A 20726-nucleotide genomic window follows, 5' to 3' on the forward strand; every position below is an offset into this window, starting at 1 on the left:
TTTAGTTATGTCTTGGGCCAGTGAAATTATTCCCGCAGCCTGACGCCCTCCCACCCCGCACCTCCGCCCCCAGGGAGCATCCACATCCGCTTCCTAGGATTGCGACATGACTCAGGCGACGCAGGATGCACGGCCAGACGGCGAAGAAGCCCGCGACGAAGCGGATGAGCAGGGCGTGTACTCGAAAGCGGGTCAGCCCTTCGACCGCGACACGAACTACATCGGCGACCGCATCACGAAGGATGCCCGCCCGGTGGGCGACGGCATCCAGACCTGGCCCGTCGAAGCCGGCCGCTACCGACTCGTCGTGGCCCGCGCCTGCCCCTGGGCGAACCGCGCCATCATCGTCCGCCGTCTCCTCGGTCTCGAGGACGCGATCTCGATGGGCGTCTGCGGACCCGTGCACGACAAGCGCTCCTGGACGTTCGACAAGGACCCGGACGGTCTCGACCCCGTGCTCCGCATCCCGCGCATCCAGGACGCCTACCTCACTCGCTTCCCCGACTACCCGCGCGGCATCACGGTGCCCGCGATCGTGGATGTGCCGAGCGGCGGAGTCGTCACCAACGACTACCCGTGGATCACGCTCGACTTCTCGACCGAGTGGACCGAGTTCCACCGCGACGGGGCGCCCGACCTCTACCCTGAGCCGCTGCGCGACGAGATGGACGCCGTCATGAAGCACATCTACACGGAGATCAACAACGGCGTCTACCGGTGCGGCTTCGCGGGCTCGCAGGAGGCCTATGACGAGGCCTACGACCGGCTCTTCTCTGCGCTCGACATCGTCTCCGAACGGCTCGAGACCCGCCGCTACCTCATGGGCGACACCATCACCGAAGCCGACGTGCGACTCTTCACGACGCTCGCCCGCTTCGACGCCGTCTACCACGGCCACTTCAAGTGCAACCGGCAGAAGCTCAGCGAGATGCCGGTGCTGTGGGCCTACGCGCGGGACCTCTTCCAGACCCCCGGCTTCGGCGACACCACCGACTTCGTCGACATCAAGCGCCACTACTACGAGGTGCACCGCGACATCAATCCGAGCGGCATCGTGCCAGCGGGCCCAGAGCTGCACAACTGGAACCTGCCGCACTTCCGCGAGCAGCTCGGCGGCTCCCCGTTCGGCGACGGCACCCCTCCGGGACCCAACCTCGAGCCCATCGAAGCGGGCCACGACCTCGTGAACCTCGGGCGGTCCCGCGCATGAGCGCGTCCGCGGTCGACGTGCTCGACGACTTCGCCGGGCGCCCCCTCGAAGCCGCCGAGCGCCTCGCCACCGAGCTGAGCCCCGACGCGCTCAACGCGCACCCAGGCGGGCACGACAACTCGATCGCCTGGCTGCTCTGGCACACGGGACGCGAGATCGACGCGCAGGTCGCCGGGCTCACCGAGGGTGAGGAAGTCTGGTCCTCGCAAGGATTCGACACCCGCTTCGGGCTCGACGAGCTGGGCGATTCAGTCGGATACGGGCACACGCCCGCCGAGGCGCGGGCCGTGGTCGTCGACGACGCGGCGCTGCTGCTCGACTACCTGCGTGCCGCGACGGATGCGCTGCGCGCGCACATCCGCTCGCTCAGCGCAGACGCCCTCGGCGAGGTCATCGACGAGGACTGGGACCCGCCCGTCACGCGAGCCGCCCGCCTCGTCAGCATCATCGACGACGCGGCCCAGCACATCGGTCAGGCCGCCTACGCGGCAGGGATCCTGCGCGGCTGAGGATTCGCTCGGCGCATCCTCTCCGGATGGGTCGTTCTCACCCCGTCTCGACGCCCGAAACGGGGCGAGAACAACCCATCTGCGGGCGGCGTGCCCTCAGAACGTGGTCACCACCTCGTTCGCATCAGACCCAGCTCTGCCGCTCCCCTTGCGGCCCGTGAAGATCACGATCGCGCCTCCGATGGCCGCGACCAGCGCGATCGCACCCCAGATGCCGACCGCGACCCACGCGGCGCCGCCGATGACGAGCAGTGGGACGAACGTGATGGCGGCAACCTCGACGGGGACCACAGGCAGGTAGGCGATCGAGAAGTCCTCGAGTGTGCGCGACTTCATGCGGGGGTCGACGATGCGCAGCAGCGCGATGCCCGTCGCGACGGCGCCGGTCGCCCAGCCCCACGTGAAGAGCTGACGCTCGAACCAGCCGTCCTGCATGAGTCGCGGCGCCGCGAAGAACCCCAGGAACAGGCAGAAGGCGAGCCCGACGAGGAACAGGATGAGCAGCGCCAGCCAGTTGTCGGCGACGATGCTCGGCACGATCGACACCATGCCGCACACGACGAGGACGTCGGTCGCCGCGCCCGAGACCGAACGGAGCGAGTCGGGGTCGATGTACTTGCGGGTCTTGGTGACCGCCATGAGGCCCCGGAGCACGAGGCCGACGATGAACGCGATGGAGAAGAGCGGGAACGCGACCGCAGGGATGAGCTCGCCGAGCACCAGGTTGATGCCATAGGCGCCCGCGGCGACGGCCGCGACGATCGCCGCCTGGAATGCGAGCGACTCGATCGTGCCGCCTGAGAAGGTGTGCGTGCCGATCACGGGGCGCGCCTTGACCTGGTCGAGCACGCCCGTGCGCAGATCATCCGGCATGCCCTTCATGCCCGCGAACTCCTTCGCGTGGCCGCGCATCGCGCCGATCTTCGCCTGGATGATGCCGCCGACCACGCCGACGAGCATGCCGACGGTCGCCGCCGTGAACGCGATCGACTGCACCTCCGGCTGCCCTGCATCCGCGAACACCGCCCCGATCGCAGCCGCAGAGCCGAAGCCGCCAGCCCAGCCGGCGAAGAGCATCAGGCCGATGCTGTCTGGCGCCCCGAGCAGCGGGCCGAGCAGGAGCAGCACGAGCACGAGGCCGATGACCACCTGCAGCGAGTACATGAGCACTCCGTAGGCGGCGAAGCCGGCCACGTTGCGGCCGATCTTGAAGATGTTGAAGTCATCGGTGAGCGCGAGGCACGCGAACACGATGACGATGAGCAGAGAGCCGTACGTGCCGAGCTGGTCGGAGAAGGGCAGCAGCCCGAACCCGTTCGGGCCGAGGAGCAGGCCGAGCGCACCCGCGATGACGGAAGCCGGGATCATCATGGTCTGCAGGGGCTTGATCGTGGCTCTCGCGAGCGTACCGATGATGAGCAGCATGCCGATGAGGCCTGCGTCGACGAGGAGAGCTTGAGGCGTGTACTCCACGGGGACTCTTTTCTGTGGTGGGGATCTTCGGCCCGGTCGACGGTGACCGGCTGGGGTGGTGTGGTCAGCGGATGAGGGCGTGCGCGGACGCCCAGGAACGGAGGGACGTGGCCAGCGGTTCGAGGAGGCCAAGCGGGTCGCCGGCGGTGACCCGAACGGCCAGGGGGTAGCTGTGCTCCGCATCCTGCAGCTCGCGGAACGCCACCCCGGGCCACGGATGCACCGCGAGGGACTGCGGGACGAGAGCGACCCCGAGCCCACAGCTCACGAGTCCGAGCATCGCCTGCTCGCTGGTCACCCGGGAGGCGATGCGCAACGGGTTGCCCGACCGGAGGAAGGCACCCACCGTCAGATCGAACGCGAGCGGAGCGCGGCCCCGGTCGAAGAGCACCAGGGGATGGTCGCGCAGCTCGTCGGTGGAGATCGCCTCCCGGCCTGCGAGCTCGTGTCCCTCGGCGACCGCGACGCAGAGGCGCTCGCGGAAGGCGACCACGTGCCGGTCGCTGTCGGGGGACAGGTCCCGGAGCAGGGCGACATCGAGGTCGCCGTCGTCGACAGACGCCGTCAGGTCCGCGTTGCTCCCGTCTGACACGTCGACGGCGAAGGGTGCAAGCGCTTCCGAGCGGATGAGCGCGGGCAGCGCGCTGGCGAACAGCGAGCTGACCGAGCCGATACGCAGCACCCGTGTCGCGGGCTGCTCGCTGGCTGCCGACGCGAGGCGCTGGAGACCCTCGGCGCGGCGGCGGATCTCGACGGCCTCCGGGTACAGGGCCTCGGCGGCTGGCGTCGGCGTGACATCGCGGCCGCCACGTTCGAAGAGCGTCACGCCGAGCTGGCTCTCGAGTGCGGCCACGGCCTGGCTCACGGGCGATTGGGCCAGGCCGAGTCGTTTGGCTGCGCGTGTGAAGCTGCGCTCCGTGTAGACGGCGACGAAGCAGCGCAGCTGCTTGAGGCTGATCTCGCTCATGCGGCGAACCGGTGCGGGGACAGGCGGGAGATGTCGAACTCGGGCGTGCGGCCGAGCGCGATGTCCGCGAGGAGGTCGCCGAAGGCGGGGGTGAACTTGAACCCGTGCCCCGAGTATCCAGTGCCGACCGTGACCCGGTCGCTGATCCTCCCGATGACTGGGGTCTTGTCGGCGGTGAAGATGTCGGCATGCACGGAGTGCTTCGCGATCCCGTCCGGAAGTCCGGGGAGGAGGGTGTGGATGTCTCGCGAGATCTTCGCGCGTTCCGCGGCGCTCAACCGGCGTTCGAGGTGGTCAGGGGCATCGATGTCTCCCCACTTCGCGTCGTAGCCGGCTTTCACGAGCGAGCCGTCGAGCGTCGGGACGCCGAAGATGTGCACCGCGCCGTGGTCGCGGATGAATGCGGGGAAGACGGAGGGGGCGAAGTCGCTGGGGTTCTGCGGGGCGAACCAGGTGAGGGCAATGGGCTTGATCGTGAGGTGTCGGTCGAGGGTCGGCAGGAGCTTCGGGGTCCAGATGCCAGCCGAGACGATGACCTGCTTGGCCGTGAGCGTGCCCTCGGGGGTCACGACGCGGACAGCGTCACCGGTCTCCTCGATCGAGAGCACCGGCGAGTTGCCGCGGAGCTCGGCGCCGGCCGCGGTCGCGCGCCGTTGGATCTCGGTGACCGCCGATTCCGGTCGAAGCGCGCCGCCCAGCTCGTCGAGCACAGCGATCTCGTCGCTCAGCTCCTGGTGCTGCGGGTAGCGTGCCGCGAGTTCTGCGGTCGTGAACGTGGTGTGCGGGATGTCGGCCGCGGCGAGCGAACGACGGACCTGCTCCATGCGGGGGTCTGCCGGTGACCCGATCGAGAGCACCCCGGTCGGGTGGAAGATCGGAGCGAGGCTCTCGTCGGCGAGTTCCAGCCATGCTCGACGGGACGCGAGGAGCAGCGGCACGTAGTGGGCGCCCTCGTGGTACGCCGCGCGGAACAGACGGCTCTCGCCCGCGTAGGCCCCGTCGTCGTGGATGAGCGACTGCGCCTCGAGGCCGAGCACGCTCGCGCCGTTGCAGGCGAGGTTCCAGGACGCGTACGAACCGGCGGCCCCGAGGCCGATGACAATGACGTCTGCATCCATGCTGACGATCCTGCGACGATCTCGCCCGCGACACAAGACGTAAACCAGATGCGAGTCGAGAGTTTACAAACGAGAAACAGCTGACCGCCTCTCGGGTATCCGGCCCCGTGCGCGCACTCAGAGGTCCGACAGCGCCTTCGCGATGGCCAGGTGCATGGTCACGAGCGTCGGCCATCCCTCCTCGGCGACCTGGTGGGCGTTCAGCACGGCGTGCGCGATGCACCACTCTCTTGCGTCGTCGAGGTCGATGCCGGCCTCGCCGCAGATGAGCTCGACTCGGCTTCGCACCTCGGCGTGCATGAGCGACCCGCCGCGGTAGTCCTCCACGCGGGTGCGCAGCGCTGGGTACACCTCGAAGCCGGCCGGACCCGCCACGGGCTTCGGGTCGATCGCCAGCCACGGCTCCCGACCCGCCGCGAGCACGTTGCCGAAGTGCAGATCCAGATGCAGCAGCCTCGGCTCGTAGGGTCTGGCGTCGAACGTGTCGAGCGCCCGGTCCACCCAGCGGCGGGGCACCGACGGCGGATGCGCACGCAGCGGCTCGATCCACCCGCGCGCCTCCGCGCGGAAGTCGGGAACCGAGCGCGGGGGAGCGACGTTCAGCCGACGCAGCAGGCCGCCGATCACGAGGCACGCGTCATCGGTCTCGATCGCGTGCAGGTCTCGACCGGAGTCGAGGGGCTCGAGAAGCAGCGCGAAGTCCGCGGGGTGGGCGGCCGCCAGCCGCACGATGCCTCCACCGTTCCAATGCCGCAGGCCGAGGTGCTCGGACGCCGCCTCCCGGTGCGGCCAGCTGAGCTTCAGCATCTGCGGCTCACCGCGCCGGGTGACCGGGATGACGATCGCGTTGTGCCCATGGCGGGCATCACCAGCCACCAAGAGATCCCAGGCGTCGAGCCGCTCGTCGATGAGCGAGGGCAGTCGGCGCAGCCAGGCGTCGCCGTCATCGCCGATGTCCGCGGGCCGCCCCGAGAGGCGCCGCACGAGGTCGTCCGGGATCAGCACTTCGCCCACGCGTTCGACATGCGCCGAAGCTACACCATGGCCGCCGAGGGGCTCTGGCGAGCGCATCCGGAGGCCATCGCGGGTCAGGCGAGGGTCATCCTGCCGAACCGGTCCCGCGTCGGTCGGTCAGGCTGTCCAACAGCGTCTGGGTCAGCCAGTTGCGGTACTGCTCGTCCGTGAGTCCGTTCTCGCGGACCTGGAGGAGGTAGACCTCGGGCGAGTTGAGCACCCAGACCAGATCGAGCACGCTCTGCTCGTCCAGGCCGGGGCGAGCGAACCCCGCTCCGACGAAGTGCTTGGCCATCATCGTCGTCCCGAAGCGCCGCTCCCTGGCGCCCGTCCTGGCTAGCTCGTCCAGGTCCGGTTCGACCGCGCGGGCTCCGTGGACGAGCTCCAGGAGCGGGCGCAGTCTGGCGTTGATGTCGGTTGCGAGCTCGGCGTACTCAGCCAGCAGGGTGCGAGCGTCGCCCGCGTGCTGCAGTCGTGTGGTCGCTGGCCGCTCGGCTTGGGGGATGGGGGCGTCGTCGCCAGCAAGAGCGGTGTCGTAGACCGCTTTCAGGATGGCCGCCTTGCCGCCGATCCGTGAGTAGACGGTCTGCTCTGACACCCCGGCTGCGGCGGCGATCGCCTTGACCGTGGTCCGCGAGTACCCCTCGGCGAGGAACGAGGCCCGTGCTGCCTCGAGCACTCGGTGACGCGTCTCCCTGGCTGCCGCATCGCGCACCTGGCTGTCGTATCGACGTGGACTCACAGCATCCTCTCGCGTATTCGCCTGAGGTGTCTCAATTCAATTGAGTACACTCAAGTCATGTCAAAGACGACCCCCATCCTGCCCGCTGCGTCCATCCAGCGCACCCGACTCGCCGACGGACTCCTGACCGCAACGGCCACGCTCACCTTCGCTGTGACCGGCATCGGCCTCTTCGAGGGTCATGTCACCTACCCCTCCTGGTACAACCTGATCGCCATCGACGACTTCGCGGCGTACCACGCAGACTTCGGCAAGCGGCTGATCCCATGGCTGCCCGTGCCGTTGCTGGCCGCTACCGCGCTCAACGGCCTCCTCATCCGCTGGTGCCCGACCCGTGTCCCGCGCGGTCTGGTGGTCGCCACCTTCGCGGCCCAGCTCGCGATCTGCGGAGTCACCGCGGCCATGGCACTCCCGCTCCAGGCGCAGCTGGACGCACCCGGCCACAGCCCAGACGAGATCGCGGAGCTCTTGGACCGACTGTCTCGCGTGAGCGTCCTCCGCGACGTGCCTGGGATCGGCGTCGCCGCCGCCTTCGTCTGGATGCTGCAACGCCAGCTCGCCGCCGGATCCGATCGTGTCGAACGGAACCGGACGCTCCGCCGGAGGTGACCTGATTCGCGCTGGCGAACTGCCAGGACGCGGACCGCCAAGGCATACGCTGACGCGCGCACAAAAAAGGTCCGAGTTCGCACTGCGAACTCGGACCAATCTGTCGGGGTAGCGGGATTTGAACCCACGACCTCTTCGTCCCGAACGAAGCGCGCTACCAAACTGCGCCACACCCCGATCGCTCACCGCCGAGCGGCGAACTCCCCAAGAGTACCCGAAGCTGGCTCGCGCCGCCAACCGAGGGCGCGAGCCACGGAAACTTCTAGGGGCCAGACGAGACGAACAGGCGAAGCTGCCCGGTCGGCTCGATCGGCGTACCCGTTGCAGGATCCGTGCGAATCACCTGGCCGCTCGGAACGGTGGCGCTCGCCTCGGAGATGACGGTCACTGTTCCGGTGAACCCTGCACCGGCCAGAAGCGAGGTCGCCTCGTCCTGCGTCTTCCCGGTCACGTCCGGAGCCAGCAGGCCGGTCGTCGAATCATCGGGGAGCGCGGAGGGGTGGATGGTGACGGTCGTCCCCTTGTCGACACGCGTGTTCGCGGTCGGCAGGGTGTTCGCGACGCTTCCAGGCGACTGGTCCGAGTCGACCGAAGGGCCGATCGAGACGCCGAAGCCGAGGCTCTCGAGCACCTGGCGCGCCTCTTCCGTGGAGCGTCCCGTCAGGTCTGGGATCGTGGCGAGAACCAGGGCGTCCTCATCCTCGACGTACTCGGGGAAGTCTCCACCCCCGTAGGTGCTCATCGCGTGCCCGATGATGTCGTTGAAGAGCACGTGACGTGTCTGGCTTCCCGCCGCGAGCGGCAGGTCGACGTCGTACATCGGCAGGAGGCCGTTGGCGTTGCCGACCCAGACAGCGAGGCCGACCTTCGTCGTCGCCCCGACCATCCACGTCTGCAGGCCGTTGTCGGTGGTGCCCGTCTTGCCGATGAGCGGCACGATACCCGGGTTCGACCGGGAGCCGGTGCCCCCGTTGACGACGCCAGCAAGGGCTTCGTCGACGCCGGCCGCGACCTGCGGGGAGACGGCCTGGATGCAGCGTGACTTGGGCCCGGTGACCTCGGTGCCGTCGGGCAGCGTCACGCGGTCGATGCCCGTGGGGGAGCAGGAGACGCCATTGTTCGCGAGGCCGGACATGACGGTCGCCATGGACAGCGGCGCCATCTCGTTGGCGGCGCCCAGGATGGCGGCGGGAACGGACTGGTTGATGGCCCCGTCAGCGCGGTGGCCGCCGAGTGCCATCGCGGTGTCGCGGATGCGGCACTGGTCGAGCCGCTCGGCCATCGTCACGTAGGCGGTGTTGATCGACGACGCCGTCGCCGACTTCACGGAGACGGTGCCGACGCGCTGGCCGCTGTCGTTGGTCGGTGCCCACGGGCCGTCGGATTCGGCCTCGCAGGTGTTGGAGAAGTTCTCCAGGTAGAAGGTGCGGTTCTGGCCGGGCACCGAGGAGTAGAGCGACTTGCCCGACGCGATCCACTCGGCGAGCGTGAAGATCTTGTACGTCGATCCGGTCTGGAAGCCGGTCGAGCCGCCGTACTCGTAGTCCGCGTTGTAGTTCACGGAGGTCACGCCGGGCTGCTCCTGGTTCTCTGCGACCTCGCTGAACTGGGTGTTCTGCACCATCGCGAGGATGCGTCCCGTACCGTTCTCGACCATGGAGGCGGCAGCGCCGAGATCGGTTCCCGGGTAGGTCGACGGCACGGCGTTCTGCATGGACTGCGTGGCCACGCTCTGCATGTCGAGGTCGAGGGACGTGTAGATCTTGTAGCCCTTGCCTGCGAGGTTGAAGTTGCGCTCAGCTTCGGTGGCGCCGAACGCCTCGTCTTGGAGCACGGACAGCTGCACGAACTTGCAGAAGTACTTGGCGTTGCCCTCCGCGAACTCGCAGCCGTGGTTCGGGTCCTTGACGTTCGGCTCGACGGGCAGCGCGATGGTGGCTTCGTAGGTCGCCTGATCGATGGCGCCTTCCTCCATCATGCGCATGAGGATGTAGTCGCGGCGCTCCTTGTTGCCCTCGATGTTCTCTTCGCGGTCGAGGCGGTAGGCGTTCGGCTCCTGCACGATGGCGATCAGGCTTGCGGCCTCCTGCAGGTTCAGGTCGATCGCCGGCTTCCCGAAGTAGCGCTGGGCGGCCGACTCGATGCCGTACGTGGTGCCGCCGAAGAGGGCGATGTTGAGGTAGCCCTGGAGGATCTCGTCCTTCGAGTACTGCTGCTCGACACCGATGGCGAGGCGCATCTCCTGCAGCTTTCGCCCCGTGTTCGGGTCGGTCGCCTCGATGTAGGCTTTCTCGCTCTCGGCGGGGTCGAGGATGGCCTCGGCCTCCTGCACGCGCACGTTGCGGACCCACTGCATGGTGATGGTGGAGGCGCCTGCGGAGGCGTCGCCGATGACGGACGTGACGAGCGCGCGGGCCGCGGAGATGACGTCGACGCCGTCGTGTTCACGGAAGCGCGGGTCCTCCACCGAGATCGCCGCGAGCGGAACCCATGGCGAGATCTTGTCGAGCGGCACCTCGACGCGGTTCTGGTTGTAGAACTGGGCGAACTTCACGTCCTGCCCGCCCTGCTTCGCGTAGAGCTCGGTGACCTGCTGGAGCTCGTTGATCTCCAGGTAGTCGGGGAGGCTCTCGAAGAGGTTGATCGAGCTGTTCTCCGCGATGTTGGCGACGGAGACGAGCGGAGTCACGAGCGCGGTGATCAGGACGGCGGCGAGGCCGCTCACCCCGACCAGGCCGAGGACGCGCGTCAACGGACCGCGCTTCCAGCTTCCACGTTTCTTTGTTGCCATGGCGTCACGATACCCGGGGTAGGAAGGTCAGGAGGGTCGCTTCCGGCGGGCACGCGAAACGCACGGGAGCGTAGATCGACGTGCCGAGGCCGGCGGAGACGTGGAGTGCGGCCGTGCGGCCGCGCGAGGTCCAGGCGCTCAGGCCCTTGACCTGCTCGCGTGGGATGTCGCAGTTGGTGACGAGTGCGCCGTAGCCGGGCACGCAGACCTGGCCGCCGTGGGTGTGACCGGCGAAGATCGCATCCGCGCCGAGGTCGACGAGGCCGCTGAGCACCCGCTGGTACGGGGCGTGCGCGAGCCCGATGGTGAGGTCCCAGTCCTGGCCCTCCGACGCTTCCCGCAGTGCTTTGCCCGCCGCCGCGAAGTCGTCGGCCTCGATATGCGGGTCGTTGACGCCGAAGAAGCGGATGCGCCTGCCGGCGACCTCGAGCACGGCCGCCATGTTGTTGAGCGGCGTCCAGCCGAGGCGGTTGAAGTGCCCCGTGAGGGTCTTCGTGTCGAGGTGCGGGGCCTTCTTCGCGACGTGCGCGGAGCGACCGAAATAGGTGAACGGGTTCTTGAGCACGGGGCCCAGGTAGTCGTTCGAGCCGTAGACATGCACCGAGGGGATGCCCTCGAACGGCTCCAGCATGTGCGCGACCGTGGGGATGGCGTCGACGTGACCCAGGTTGTCGCCGGTGCCGACGACGAGGTCGGGCTTCAGCGCGGCGAGGCCTCGCACGAAGTCCTGCTTCTTGCGTTGCCACGGCGCGACATGGAAGTCGCTGAGGTGCAGTACACGCAAGGGGGCCGAGCCTGGCGGCAGGATGCGCGACTCGACGCGGCGCAGGCGGAAGGCCCGGCGCTCGATCATCGTGCCGTAGACGGCGGTCGCCGCCCCCACCCCGAGAAGGGTGAGGGCGACGGCGCTTGCGGCTCCGAGAGATGAAGAGCCTGGTCCGAGTCGGGAAGGTCTCCCGGAGCTCGAGGTGGCGACAGGATTCGCCATGGTGGAACTCGTTTCAGTCAGTGCGATGACCCGTTAGGGGCCGGAAGAGACGTAGACCTGGATGGACCCGGTGCGCTCGAGCTCCGCGCCGGGGGCCGGGTCGGTGCGGATGACCTGCCCGCTCGGAACGGTCGCGCTCTTCTCGGTCAGGATCGCCATCGTGCCGTTGAACCCCAGTTGGGAGAGGGTCGACTGCGCCTGTTCCTGGGTCTGGCCCGCGAGGTCGGGGGCGGCGAGGGCGTCCGACGTCGGCGCGGTGTCCGGTCCGCGCGACGGGTTGATCGTGATCGTCGTGCCCTGCGTGACGCGCGTGTTGGCGCTCGGCAGCGTGCTCGCGACAGTCCCCTCGGGCTGCTCGGACTCGACGGGGTTGCCGACCGAGACGCTGAAGCCGAGCCCCTCGAGTGACGTCTTCGCCTCTGCCGTCGACTTGCCGGCGAGGTCTGGGACCGTCACCTGCTCGTTCTGGACGGCGCTGCCGGTGGGCTCGGGGAACGAGTCGCCCCCGTAGACGCGCATCGCCTGCGCGATGACGTCGTTGAAGATGACGTGACGGGTCTGGCTGCCGACGGCGCGGGGCAGGTCAACGCCGTACATGGGCACCTGGCCGCTCGCGTTGCCGACCCAGACGGCGAGGCCGACCTTCGAGGTCGCGCCGACCATCCACGTCTGCAGGCCGCTGTCCGTCGTGCCGGTCTTGCCCATCAGCGGTGCGATGCCGGGGTTGGACGCGCTGCCGGTACCGCCGTTTGCAACGCCCTGGAGCGCCGAGGTGACTCCCGCGGCGACCTCGGGGGTGACCGCCTGGTTGCATGTCGACTTCGGTGCCTCGAGGGCGGAGCCGTCACGCAGCGTGATGCTGTCGATGGCGATGGGCGAGCAGGTGACGCCGCCGTTCGCGAAACCGGCTACCGCGGTCGCCATGGAGAGCGGCGCGATGGTGTTCGTGCCGAGCACGGCTGCCGGGTTCGACTCGTTGACCGCGCCGTCGGCACGGTGCGCGCCCATGGCCATGGCCGTGTCGCGGATGCGGCACTGGTCGAGCTGCTCAGCCATCGCCACGTAGGCCGTGTTGATGGACTGCGAGGTGGCCTGGCGGACGGAGACGTTGCCGACCTTCGCGCCACCGTCGTTCGTCGGCGACCAGGAGCCGCCGTCGGCGCCGAGGCACGAGTTCTGGAAGTTGATGAGGTTGAAAGCGCGGTCCTTGCCGTTGACCGACGAGTTGAGCGACTTGCCCGATGCGAGCCATTCGGCGAGCGTGAACATCTTGTACGTCGACCCGACCTGGAAGCCGGTGGAGCCGCCGTACTCGTAGTCGGTGTTGTAGTTGACCGAGGTGTAGCCGGGTTGGGCAGCAAGCTCCTCGGTGTCGCCGAAGGCGGTGTTCTGCACCATCATGAGCACGCGGCCCGTGCCCTCCTCGACCATCGAGGCAGCTGATCCCATGTCCATGCCCTCGACGTACGCGGGAACCGCGGAGGCCATCGAGGCCTGGCCCTGCGCCTGCATGTCGAGGTCGAGGGTCGTCTTGATCTGGTAGCCCTTGGTCTGGAAGTTGAACTGCCGCTCTTCGTAGGTCTCGCCGAAGGCCGGGTCCTGCACCATGATGAGCCGGACGTAGTCGCAGAAGTACTGCGCGTTGCCCTCGGCCGCGCCGCAGCCGTGCCTCGGCTCGGTCGGGCGGGGCTCGACGGGCGTCGCGATGGTCGCCTCGTAGGTCGCCTGGTCGATCGCGCCTTCCTCCATCATGCGCATGAGGATGTAGTCGCGGCGGATCTTGTTCGCCTCGATGTTCTCTGGCACGTCGAGCCGGTAGGCGTTGGGCTCCTGCACGATGGCGATGAGGCTCGCCGACTCCTGCAGGTTCAGGTCGAGCGCCGACTTGCCGAAGTAGCGCTGCGCCGCCGACTCGATGCCGTACGTCGTTCCGCCGAAGAGGGCGATGTTGAGGTAGCCCTGCAGGATCTCGTCCTTCGAGAACTGCTTCTCGACGCCGATCGCGAGGCGCATCTCCTGGAGCTTGCGGCCCGTGGTGGTCTCGGTCGCCTCGAGGTAGGCCTTGTCGCGCTCCTCCTGGTTGGGGATCGCCTCGGCCGTCTGCACGCGCACGTTGCGCACGTACTGCATGGTGATCGTGGATGCACCCGCCGCGCCGTCGCCGATGACGGACTGCGCGAGAGCTCGTGCCGCGGAGATGACGTCGACGCCGCCGTGCTCACGGAAGCGCGGGTCTTCCACCGAGATGGCCGCTGCTGCGACGTACGGGGAGATCTGGTCGAGCGAGACCTCCTCGCGGTTCTGGTTGTAGAACTCGGCGAACTTCTGTCCGTTGGAGGCATACAGCTCGGTCTTCTGCTGCAGCGAGCCGATCTCGAGGTACGTCGGGAGGTTCTCGAACAGCGAGATGGTGCTGTTCGCGGCCACACCGGTGACGGCGATGAGCGGCGTGATCATGGCCGTGACGAGCACGCCCGCGACTCCGCTCATACCGAGCAGCCCTAGGAGGCCGCCCAGAATGTTGCGTTTGGGCGCCCCTGGATTCGTGACAGACATAGGATCAAGGGTAAGTCACACCCGCTCTCGGCGTCTTCAGGAGTGTTCAATGAGAACCCCATGAAGCGCCTGAGCGCTCACGCACAGGAGGACGTCCATGCAGAAGTGGGAATATTTCATCACCCCGCTCCCGTTGCACACCCCCACTGTCATCCTCAACAACTGGGGTGCTCAGGGCTGGGAACTGGTCCAGGTTTCCACCAATGCTGAGGGCGGCTCCGTCGCCTACATGAAGCGTCCGATCGCGGGGGAGCAGTCATGAGCCAGGTCGAAGAGCGTCTCGGCGCGATGGGGATGGCGGTGCCGCCCGTCGCAGCTCCCGTCGCCGACTACGTCCCGGCCGTCGAGCACGGCGGTCTCGTCTACACGTCCGGCCAGCTGCCGTTCATCGAGGGCGCGATCCCCGAGAAGGGCAAGGTCGGCGCCGAGGTCCCGCGCGACGATGCGATCGAGTTCGCCGCCTTCGCCGGCCTCAACGCGCTCGCCGCCATCAAGTCCGTCATCGGCGACCTCGACCGCGTCACGCGCGTCGTGAAGGTGACGGTCTACGTCGCCTCCGCTCCGGACTTCACCGAGCAGCCCCTGGTCGCCAACGGCGTCTCCGAGATGCTCGGCCTCGCGTTCGGCGACGCCGGCAAGCATGTCCGCGCCGCGGTCGGCGTCGCGGTGCTGCCGCTCGACTCGCCCGTGGAGGTCGACCTCATCGTCGCCTACGAGTAGCGAGCTCGTTCGCGAGCATCCGCACACCACGAAGCCCTGCATCCCTCTCCCGAGAGGTGCAGGGCTTCGCTCGTCTCGCCGTGCGGATCAGTCGTCGTCGGCGGTCCCGGATGCGACACCCGCGGAGATCGCGGACATCACGGACGCATCCGTGAGGGTCGTCGTGTCGCCCACGGCCTTGCCATCCGCCACGTCTCGAAGCAGGCGGCGCATGATCTTGCCGGAACGCGTCTTCGGCAGCTCGGCGACCACATACACCTGGCGCGGCCTGGCGATCGCGCCGATCTTCGTCGAGACGTGCGAGCGCAGCACCTGGGGTGCGTCCGACGCCTCGATCTCGGCCTTCTTGCTCTCCTTGAGCACGACGAACGCGACGACCGCCTGGCCTGTCGTCTCGTCGCTCGCTCCGACGACCGCCGACTCGGCGACGAACGGGTGGTCGACGAGCGCCGACTCGATCTCCGTGGTCGAAAGTCGGTGCCCGGAGACATTCATGACGTCGTCGACGCGACCGAGCAGCCACAGGTGGCCGTCCTTGTCGACGCCCGCGCCATCGCCCGCGAAGTAGCGCCCGGGGAACTGCGACCAGTACGTCTCGATGAACCGCTCGCGGTCGCCGTAGATGCCGCGCGCCATTGAAGGCCACGGCTCGGTGATCGTGAGCAGCCCCATCTCGCCCGGGTTGACCCGCTCGCCCTGATCGTCGACGACCTCGACGACAACACCGGGCACCGGCACCTGGGCGGCACCGGGCTTGAGCGCCACCTGGCTGGGGATCGCGGAGATCATGATGGCCCCCGTCTCCGTCTGCCACCACGTGTCGACGACCGGCACCCGGTTGCCGCCGATGACCTCCCGGTACCAGGCCCACGCCTCAGGGTTGATCGGCTCGCCCACCGAGCCGAGCAGGCGGATCGACGAGAGGTCGTACTTGGCGGGGATCTGCCTGCCCGACTTCATGTAGCCGCGGATCGCCGTCGGCGCCGTGTAGAAGATCGTGACGCCGTAGCGCTGGATGATGTCGAACCAGCGGCCGAGGTCGGGGGTGTCGTGCGTGCCCTCGTACATGACCTGCGTCGCGCCGTTGGCCAGGGGCCCGTAGACGAAGTAGCTGTGCCCCGTCACCCAGCCGACGTCGGCCGAGCACCAGTACACGTCCTGCTCCGGCTTGAGGTCGAAGATCGTGCGGTGCGTGAACGAGGTCTGCGTGAGGTAGCCGCCCGTCGTGTGCAGGAGGCCCTTCGGCTTCCCCGTGGTGCCCGAGGTGTAGAGGATGAACAGCGGATGCTCGGCGGGGAACGGCTTCGCCACGTGCTCGTCGCCGACCTGCGCGATCTCCTCGTCCCACCACAGGTCCCGGCCCGGCGTGAGTGAGACCTCGTTGTCGGCACGACGCACGACGAGCACGTGCTCGACGGTGTGTCCCTCAGCCTCGAGCGCCGCATCCACGGTCTCCTTGAGCGGGAAGATGCGGCCCTTGCGGATGCTGCCGTCGCTCGTGATGACGAGCTTGGCGTTCGCGTCCTCGACGCGGCTGCGGATGGAGTCGGCGCTGAACCCGCCGAAGATGACCGAGTGCACGGCGCCGATGCGCGCGCAGGCGAGCATCGCGACGACGGTCTCGGGGATCATCGGCATGTAGATCGCGACGACGTCCCCCGCCGTGACACCGAGGCTCTCCAGGAGGTTCGCGGCGCGCTTGACCTCGCCGAGGAGGTCCGAGTACGTGATGGTGCGCTTGTCGCCGGGCTCACCCTCCCAATAGATCGCGACCCGGTCGCCGTTGCCGGCGAGCACGTGGCGGTCGACGCAGTTGAAGCTGGCGTTGAGCGTGCCGTCGCCGAACCACTTCGCGAACGGGGCGTCGCTCCAGTCGAGGACTTCCGTGAAGGGGGTCGACCAGTGCAGCTCCCTGGCCTGGTCGGCCCAGAAGTCGAGCCTGTCCTCCTCGGCCCGCGCCGCGAGGTCCGCTGGCACAGGGGAGGAGGCCGTGAACTCGTCGCTTGGCGGGAAGGTCTCGAGGTCTTCCAGGAGGTGTTCGATCTTGTCAGCCACCACAGGTCCTTTCGCGTCATTGCGATCCGGCACCGCCTCAATGCGGCGCAGCGTGCCAGAAGTCTACGGAGCCAGCATGTGCCGCGACTCCCGCCTTTCGGGGGGAATGTCCGCGGGCTTCCCGGGGCCACCTCGCTTCGGGGAGCACGTGAGTCCGAACGTGTGCCAGCCGTGGCGCAGTCCATGCCACGCGCAGACGTGAGCGCGCGGCGTGTCGGGGGTGAAAAATGTGGCGTAAACCGTGATCTCGCGCGGAAGTGCGGGCTGTAGCCGAACATTTTTCGATAGACAGCCGACCGGCTAGTTTTCCGGACGAAATATGCACTACCATGGACCTCGATGGTTTCGCTCTCTGTCGCAACTATCGTCGCTCTGCAGCAATCAACCCCCCCTGAACGCTGCATGAGCTGAGGCGCTCGGATATCCCCCTGTCCGGGCGCCTCTCCAATTCTCCCGCGGCCCCGGTTCGGTCCGGCGCGACTCCGTCGTCGTGTGCCCTGTGCACAGTGGCCCATGCACAGGCGCGACGGCCATCGGACTCGTGGGCCTCCGGCGTTCGTACGCTTCGTGCATGGCACACGGCTCAGCTCTCGAATCGACATCAGGCCAGCGCTTCGTCGCTCGTCCGGCCTCGCAGCGTGCGGCCTCGCTGCCGTTGCCGCCGCGCACCGCGGAGAGCACGCCGCGATCCGTTCGGACATTGACTCGAGGTCAGGCGGACGCGTTCGGTCCCCTGGCGATGTACGTCGCCGATGGCGAGGTCACGGACCTCTTCGTCAACGGCACCGACGGCCTCTTCGTCGATCGAGGCGGCGGCGCGGAGCGGGAAGACTCCTGGGTGGCGCCGAGCGAGCGGGCGCTGCGCGAACTGGCCGTCCGTATCGTCGCTGCCGGCGGCAGGCACCTCGACGAATCCGCGCCGTGCGTCGACGTGCGCATCGCTGACGGCATCCGCGTGCACGCTGTGCTGCCTCCGGTGTCGATCTCCGGCACGCTCCTGTCCATTCGGGCACCGCGGGTCCGCCAGCTCACCATCGAGCAGCTCGACCGGCAGGCTTTCTTCTCTCCTGGCGCGGAGGAGCTCGTCCGGGAAGCGGTGCGAGCTCGTGCCAATGTGCTCATCACGGGTGCCGGCGGAAGCGGGAAGACGACGTTCCTGTCCGCGCTCCTCTCGGAGTCAGACCCCCGCGACCGCATCGTCGTGATCGAGGACGTCGCCGAGCTGCGCATCGCACATCCCCACAGCGTCTCGCTCGAGGCGAGACAGGCGAACATCGAGGGGGCCGGGAGCGTGCCGCTCGAGCGTCTCGTCCGCGAGTCGCTGCGGATGCGCCCGGACAGGCTCGTGCTCGGCGAATGTCGCGGGGCCGAACTCCGGGAGCTCCTGGCCGCACTCAACACGGGGCACGACGGCGGCGCGGGCACGCTCCACGCGAACTCCCTCGCCGATGTGCCCTCGCGCCTCGAGGCCCTCGGCGCGCTTGCCGGCATGACGCAGGATGCGGTCGCCAGGCAGACCGTGAGCGCCATCGACCTCGTCATGCACGTCGAGCGCACGTCCGTCGGGCATCGGCGGCTCGCGGACATCGGGGAGTTCTGCCTCGATGAGGCCGGGCGCCTGGCCATCGCGTCAGTCCTGCGTCGAGAATCTGGCCAGGCGGAGAACGTCACGGCCCTCGCGTCTGCCACCGCCGGTGAGGCTGATGTCCGTCGCGGAGATGACCGCCGACACGATCCGGGTCACCGAGGTCTCGGCCGGCGATGACCCAGCACGATGTCCACGCTGCCGAGCGCGCCGCGGCGGTCGTCGAGCGACTCGCAGCCCTGCTCGCAGGCGGCACCACAGCGGATTCCGCGTGGCAGCACGTGGCGAGCTTCGCCGCCTCCGAAGAATCACCGAGGTCCGGACGAATCGCCTGGAGGCGGCTCGCATCCTGGGTGGAGGGCAGGCTCCGCCTGAGGATTCCTCGCCCCGCGCGGTGGCGCGCCGCCACCAGCGATCCCGTCGAGCTCACCATCGCGAGAGGCGTGCGCGCTGGCAAGCGAGTCGGTGCGATGCTCCGGGAGCACGATGAGCCGAGCTGGCGAGCCCTCGGCTGCGCCTGGTCCCTCGCCGAGACCACGGGGGCCCCGCTTGCCCGGGGCCTCGGCGAACTGGCCCAGACGTTCCGCGACTTCGGCGCCTTCGAGCGGGAGGTGCAACTCGCGCTCGCGGGCCCGAGCAGCGCCGCGCGGCTGGTCATGGCGTTGCCCGCCGTCGGAGTCCTCCTCGGGCTCGCACTCGGCTTCGACAGCCTCGGGATGCTCTTCGGCACGCCGATCGGCCTCGCCTGTCTCGGCGGAGGGGTCGCCCTCATGGTCTCCGCGCACCTCTGGAACAGGGCACTCATCGCAGCGGCTTCCCGACGAGAGCAGCTGCCAGGCCTCGCCCTGGACCTGACGGCGCTCGGGATGCTTGGAGGCACATCCGTCGCCGCGGTCCGCCCGCTTGTGCAACGCGCGCTCGACGACGCGGCGCTCGGAACCGACGGGCGTTCGGCGGCTCGAACCGGCCTGGGCGGCGGGCGCGTCGACCGAGTCCTGGAGCTCGCCCGCGACGCTGGGGTGCCCGCCGCATCCCTCTTGCGCAGCGAAGCCGCGCTCGAGCGACGCGACGCGCGCGCCGCGTCGAGCAGGAAAGCGGCCGAACTCGGCGTGCGCCTCATGCTGCCGCTCGGCCTGTGCGTGCTCCCGGCCTTTCTCCTGCTCGGCGTCGCTCCGCTCATCCTCGCCGTCGTGACCCAGACCATCTCGCGGCTCTGAGCCGCCCGATACGCCCGTGCCGCATTCCAACCGTCAATACGTAATAAGAGAGGTACACCCATGTTCCAGATCACGACCTTCGGCGACGCATCCCGAGGCCTGTTGAGCAGACTCCGGCAGCGGATGCGCGATGACGAGGGGGCCGCGACGGCCGAGTACGCGATCGCGACGATGGCAGCCGTCGCGTTCGCGGGGCTCCTCGTCGTCATCATGCAGAGCGACGAGGTCAGGGGCTTGCTCGAGAACATAATCCGCACCGCCCTCACGCTGGACGAATGATGCGTCGGGTGCCCCGATGGCTCCTGCCCGCGAGCTCCCAGCGTGGCTCGGCGACGGCGGAGTTCGCCATCGTGGCACCCGCCGTCGTCCTCCTGCTCGCCTTCTGTCTCACGGGACTGCAGGGCGTCGTCGTGCAGGTCCGATTGCAGGACGCCGTCGCCGACGCCGTCAGGCTCGTCGCACGTGGGGACGACGAGGCCATCGCTCGCGAGCACGTGCATTCGCTCGTACCCGACGCGCACCTCGAGATCAGTCGCGCGGACGGCCTCGTCTGTGCGAGGGCGTCCACGCCACTCATCCTCGGGGAGCGCGTGCTCCCCGTGGATGTCGGCGCCCGCGCGTGCGCTCTCGGCGGCGGACGATGAGCGCCGAAGCGTCGGCACCTCTCCGCTGCCTGGGCGGAGACCGGGGCGCTGGCGGGGTTGTCGTGCTGGCGGTCTCGCTCCTCCTTCTTGCACTCACCGTCGGAGCCGTCAGCGTGCTCGCCGCCTTCCCAGCAAGACAGGCCGCGCACGCCGCAGCCGACGCGGGCGCGCTGGCCGCGGCCGACGTCGCATCCGGGCTGAAGCCGGGGGACCCGTGCGCCGAAGCCACCCGCATCGTCGCCGCGAACGGTGCCTCGCTCGAAGCCTGCACGGTCAGCGGCCGTGAGGCCGTTGTGCGAGTTCGTGTAGAGTCCGGCCCGTTCGTCTTTTCGGAACCGTCGAGGGCAGGACCGCCACCTCACTGAGAAGCCGTGAAGCGGAGCCGCCGGCAGTCGGAGGCTTCCGCCCAGCCACCCCGTCCATGTACCAGCCCATCCATATAATGGGCGCCGACGGGTGGCAACAGCCCCCACATAACTCCGGCCAGCCGGAATCGTCGTGCGAGAGCACGCAGACCCATCCAAGGAA

At 68.6% G+C, this 20726-nt stretch carries 19 protein-coding genes and 1 tRNA gene; 10 read left to right on the forward strand and 10 right to left on the reverse strand.

Features of this window, described 5'->3' with window-relative positions; translation table 11 throughout:
- Positions 1-106: 106 nt before the first annotated feature.
- Complete coding sequence (locus HDC34_RS16825; protein WP_179557879.1) at positions 107-1210, forward strand: glutathione S-transferase family protein; 1104 nt, start codon at positions 107-109, stop codon at positions 1208-1210.
- Entirely contained in the window at positions 1207-1719 is a 513-nt protein-coding gene (locus tag HDC34_RS16830) for a DinB family protein (RefSeq protein WP_179557880.1), read from the forward strand. Before HDC34_RS16825 ends, HDC34_RS16830 begins: the two co-directional genes overlap by 4 nt.
- Before the next feature lie 96 nt (positions 1720-1815).
- On the opposite strand, the gene HDC34_RS16835 is transcribed toward HDC34_RS16830, so the two are convergent.
- From HDC34_RS16835 to HDC34_RS16855, 5 genes are all read right to left on the reverse strand, one after another.
- On the reverse strand, positions 1816-3192 hold the full coding sequence (locus HDC34_RS16835; RefSeq protein WP_218855321.1) for a sodium/glutamate symporter: 1377 nt from the start codon (positions 3190-3192) through the stop codon (positions 1816-1818).
- Between the two features lie 64 nt (positions 3193-3256).
- Positions 3257-4159 carry a LysR family transcriptional regulator gene (locus tag HDC34_RS16840; protein WP_104312874.1) on the reverse strand — a complete coding sequence of 301 codons (903 nt, stop codon included), beginning with the start codon at positions 4157-4159 and terminating at the stop codon, positions 3257-3259.
- Entirely contained in the window at positions 4156-5277 is a 1122-nt protein-coding gene (gene solA, locus HDC34_RS16845; protein WP_179557881.1) for an N-methyl-L-tryptophan oxidase, read from the reverse strand. Before solA ends, HDC34_RS16840 begins: the two co-directional genes overlap by 4 nt.
- Positions 5278-5394: 117 nt before the next feature.
- Positions 5395-6291, reverse strand: coding sequence for an aminoglycoside phosphotransferase family protein (locus HDC34_RS16850; protein WP_179557882.1), 897 nt, complete (start codon positions 6289-6291; stop codon positions 5395-5397).
- Positions 6292-6376: 85 nt separating this feature from the next.
- Complete coding sequence (locus HDC34_RS16855; protein ID WP_179557883.1) at positions 6377-7033, reverse strand: TetR/AcrR family transcriptional regulator; 657 nt, start codon at positions 7031-7033, stop codon at positions 6377-6379.
- Positions 7034-7090: 57 nt separating this feature from the next.
- Between HDC34_RS16855 and HDC34_RS16860 the strand changes: the two genes are divergently transcribed.
- The gene (locus HDC34_RS16860; protein ID WP_179557884.1) at positions 7091-7642 is read left to right on the forward strand and encodes a hypothetical protein; all 552 of its coding nucleotides are present in this window, start codon (positions 7091-7093) and stop codon (positions 7640-7642) included.
- 103 nt (positions 7643-7745) lie between these two features.
- On the opposite strand, the gene HDC34_RS16865 is transcribed toward HDC34_RS16860, so the two are convergent.
- From HDC34_RS16865 to HDC34_RS16880, 4 genes are all read right to left on the reverse strand, one after another.
- Positions 7746-7819 (reverse strand) — tRNA-Pro (locus HDC34_RS16865).
- Positions 7820-7904: 85 nt separating this feature from the next.
- Positions 7905-10433: a transglycosylase domain-containing protein gene (locus HDC34_RS16870; protein ID WP_104312871.1), complete on the reverse strand. Its 2529-nt coding sequence runs from the start codon at positions 10431-10433 to the stop codon at positions 7905-7907.
- Positions 10434-10437: 4 nt separating this feature from the next.
- Entirely contained in the window at positions 10438-11421 is a 984-nt protein-coding gene (locus tag HDC34_RS16875; RefSeq protein WP_146080837.1) for a metallophosphoesterase, read from the reverse strand.
- Between the two features lie 33 nt (positions 11422-11454).
- Positions 11455-13977, reverse strand: coding sequence for a transglycosylase domain-containing protein (locus HDC34_RS16880; protein WP_104312869.1), 2523 nt, complete (start codon positions 13975-13977; stop codon positions 11455-11457).
- A gap of 97 nt (positions 13978-14074) precedes the next feature.
- Between HDC34_RS16880 and HDC34_RS16885 the strand changes: the two genes are divergently transcribed.
- Together HDC34_RS16885 and HDC34_RS16890 are read left to right on the forward strand one after the other, a co-directional pair.
- Complete coding sequence (locus HDC34_RS16885; RefSeq protein ID WP_167516566.1) at positions 14075-14239, forward strand: hypothetical protein; 165 nt, start codon at positions 14075-14077, stop codon at positions 14237-14239.
- Complete coding sequence (locus HDC34_RS16890; protein WP_104312868.1) at positions 14236-14697, forward strand: RidA family protein; 462 nt, start codon at positions 14236-14238, stop codon at positions 14695-14697. Before HDC34_RS16885 ends, HDC34_RS16890 begins: the two co-directional genes overlap by 4 nt.
- A gap of 87 nt (positions 14698-14784) precedes the next feature.
- Here the strand turns inward: HDC34_RS16890 and acs are convergent, their stop codons facing one another.
- Positions 14785-16752, reverse strand: a complete 1968-nt coding sequence (gene acs, locus HDC34_RS16895) for an acetate--CoA ligase (protein WP_179557885.1) — start codon at positions 16750-16752, stop codon at positions 14785-14787.
- A gap of 571 nt (positions 16753-17323) precedes the next feature.
- Between acs and HDC34_RS16900 the strand changes: the two genes are divergently transcribed.
- Genes HDC34_RS16900 through HDC34_RS16920 form a run of 5 tightly spaced genes read left to right on the forward strand, consistent with a single transcriptional unit; the run spans position 17324 to position 20563 of the window.
- On the forward strand, positions 17324-18517 hold the full coding sequence (locus HDC34_RS16900) for a TadA family conjugal transfer-associated ATPase (RefSeq protein WP_179557886.1): 1194 nt from the start codon (positions 17324-17326) through the stop codon (positions 18515-18517).
- A complete protein-coding gene (locus HDC34_RS16905; protein WP_257023369.1) occupies positions 18514-19554 on the forward strand; it encodes a type II secretion system F family protein in 1041 nt (346 codons plus the stop codon). Before HDC34_RS16900 ends, HDC34_RS16905 begins: the two co-directional genes overlap by 4 nt.
- 60 nt (positions 19555-19614) lie before the next feature.
- The gene (locus tag HDC34_RS16910; protein ID WP_179557887.1) at positions 19615-19833 is read left to right on the forward strand and encodes a DUF4244 domain-containing protein; all 219 of its coding nucleotides are present in this window, start codon (positions 19615-19617) and stop codon (positions 19831-19833) included.
- 8 nt (positions 19834-19841) lie between these two features.
- Positions 19842-20198: a TadE family type IV pilus minor pilin gene (locus HDC34_RS16915; protein WP_307852788.1), complete on the forward strand. Its 357-nt coding sequence runs from the start codon at positions 19842-19844 to the stop codon at positions 20196-20198.
- Entirely contained in the window at positions 20195-20563 is a 369-nt protein-coding gene (locus HDC34_RS16920) for an Rv3654c family TadE-like protein (protein ID WP_104312865.1), read from the forward strand. Before HDC34_RS16915 ends, HDC34_RS16920 begins: the two co-directional genes overlap by 4 nt.
- The last annotated feature ends 163 nt before the right edge of the window (positions 20564-20726 follow it).

The organism is Pseudoclavibacter sp. JAI123 (assembly GCF_013409665.1).
Taxonomy (GTDB): domain Bacteria; phylum Actinomycetota; class Actinomycetes; order Actinomycetales; family Microbacteriaceae; genus Pseudoclavibacter.

Excerpts from the sequence above, each read along its gene's own strand:
- HDC34_RS16825 (WP_179557879.1), top strand. The coding sequence starts at position 107 with ATGACTCAGGCGACGCAGGATGCACGGCCAGACGGCGAAGAAGCCCGC.
- HDC34_RS16830 (WP_179557880.1), top strand. The coding sequence starts at position 1,207 with ATGAGCGCGTCCGCGGTCGACGTGCTCGACGACTTCGCCGGGCGCCCC.
- HDC34_RS16840 (WP_104312874.1), bottom strand. The coding sequence starts at position 4,159 with ATGAGCGAGATCAGCCTCAAGCAGCTGCGCTGCTTCGTCGCCGTCTAC.
- solA (WP_179557881.1), bottom strand. The coding sequence starts at position 5,277 with ATGGATGCAGACGTCATTGTCATCGGCCTCGGGGCCGCCGGTTCGTAC.
- HDC34_RS16860 (WP_179557884.1), top strand. The coding sequence starts at position 7,091 with ATGTCAAAGACGACCCCCATCCTGCCCGCTGCGTCCATCCAGCGCACC.
- HDC34_RS16870 (WP_104312871.1), bottom strand. The coding sequence starts at position 10,433 with ATGGCAACAAAGAAACGTGGAAGCTGGAAGCGCGGTCCGTTGACGCGC.
- HDC34_RS16875 (WP_146080837.1), bottom strand. The coding sequence starts at position 11,421 with ATGGCGAATCCTGTCGCCACCTCGAGCTCCGGGAGACCTTCCCGACTC.
- HDC34_RS16880 (WP_104312869.1), bottom strand. The coding sequence starts at position 13,977 with ATGTCTGTCACGAATCCAGGGGCGCCCAAACGCAACATTCTGGGCGGC.
- HDC34_RS16885 (WP_167516566.1), top strand. The coding sequence starts at position 14,075 with ATGCAGAAGTGGGAATATTTCATCACCCCGCTCCCGTTGCACACCCCC.
- HDC34_RS16890 (WP_104312868.1), top strand. The coding sequence starts at position 14,236 with ATGAGCCAGGTCGAAGAGCGTCTCGGCGCGATGGGGATGGCGGTGCCG.
- HDC34_RS16900 (WP_179557886.1), top strand. The coding sequence starts at position 17,324 with ATGGCACACGGCTCAGCTCTCGAATCGACATCAGGCCAGCGCTTCGTC.
- HDC34_RS16905 (WP_257023369.1), top strand. The coding sequence starts at position 18,514 with ATGACCCAGCACGATGTCCACGCTGCCGAGCGCGCCGCGGCGGTCGTC.
- HDC34_RS16910 (WP_179557887.1), top strand. The coding sequence starts at position 19,615 with ATGTTCCAGATCACGACCTTCGGCGACGCATCCCGAGGCCTGTTGAGC.
- HDC34_RS16920 (WP_104312865.1), top strand. The coding sequence starts at position 20,195 with ATGAGCGCCGAAGCGTCGGCACCTCTCCGCTGCCTGGGCGGAGACCGG.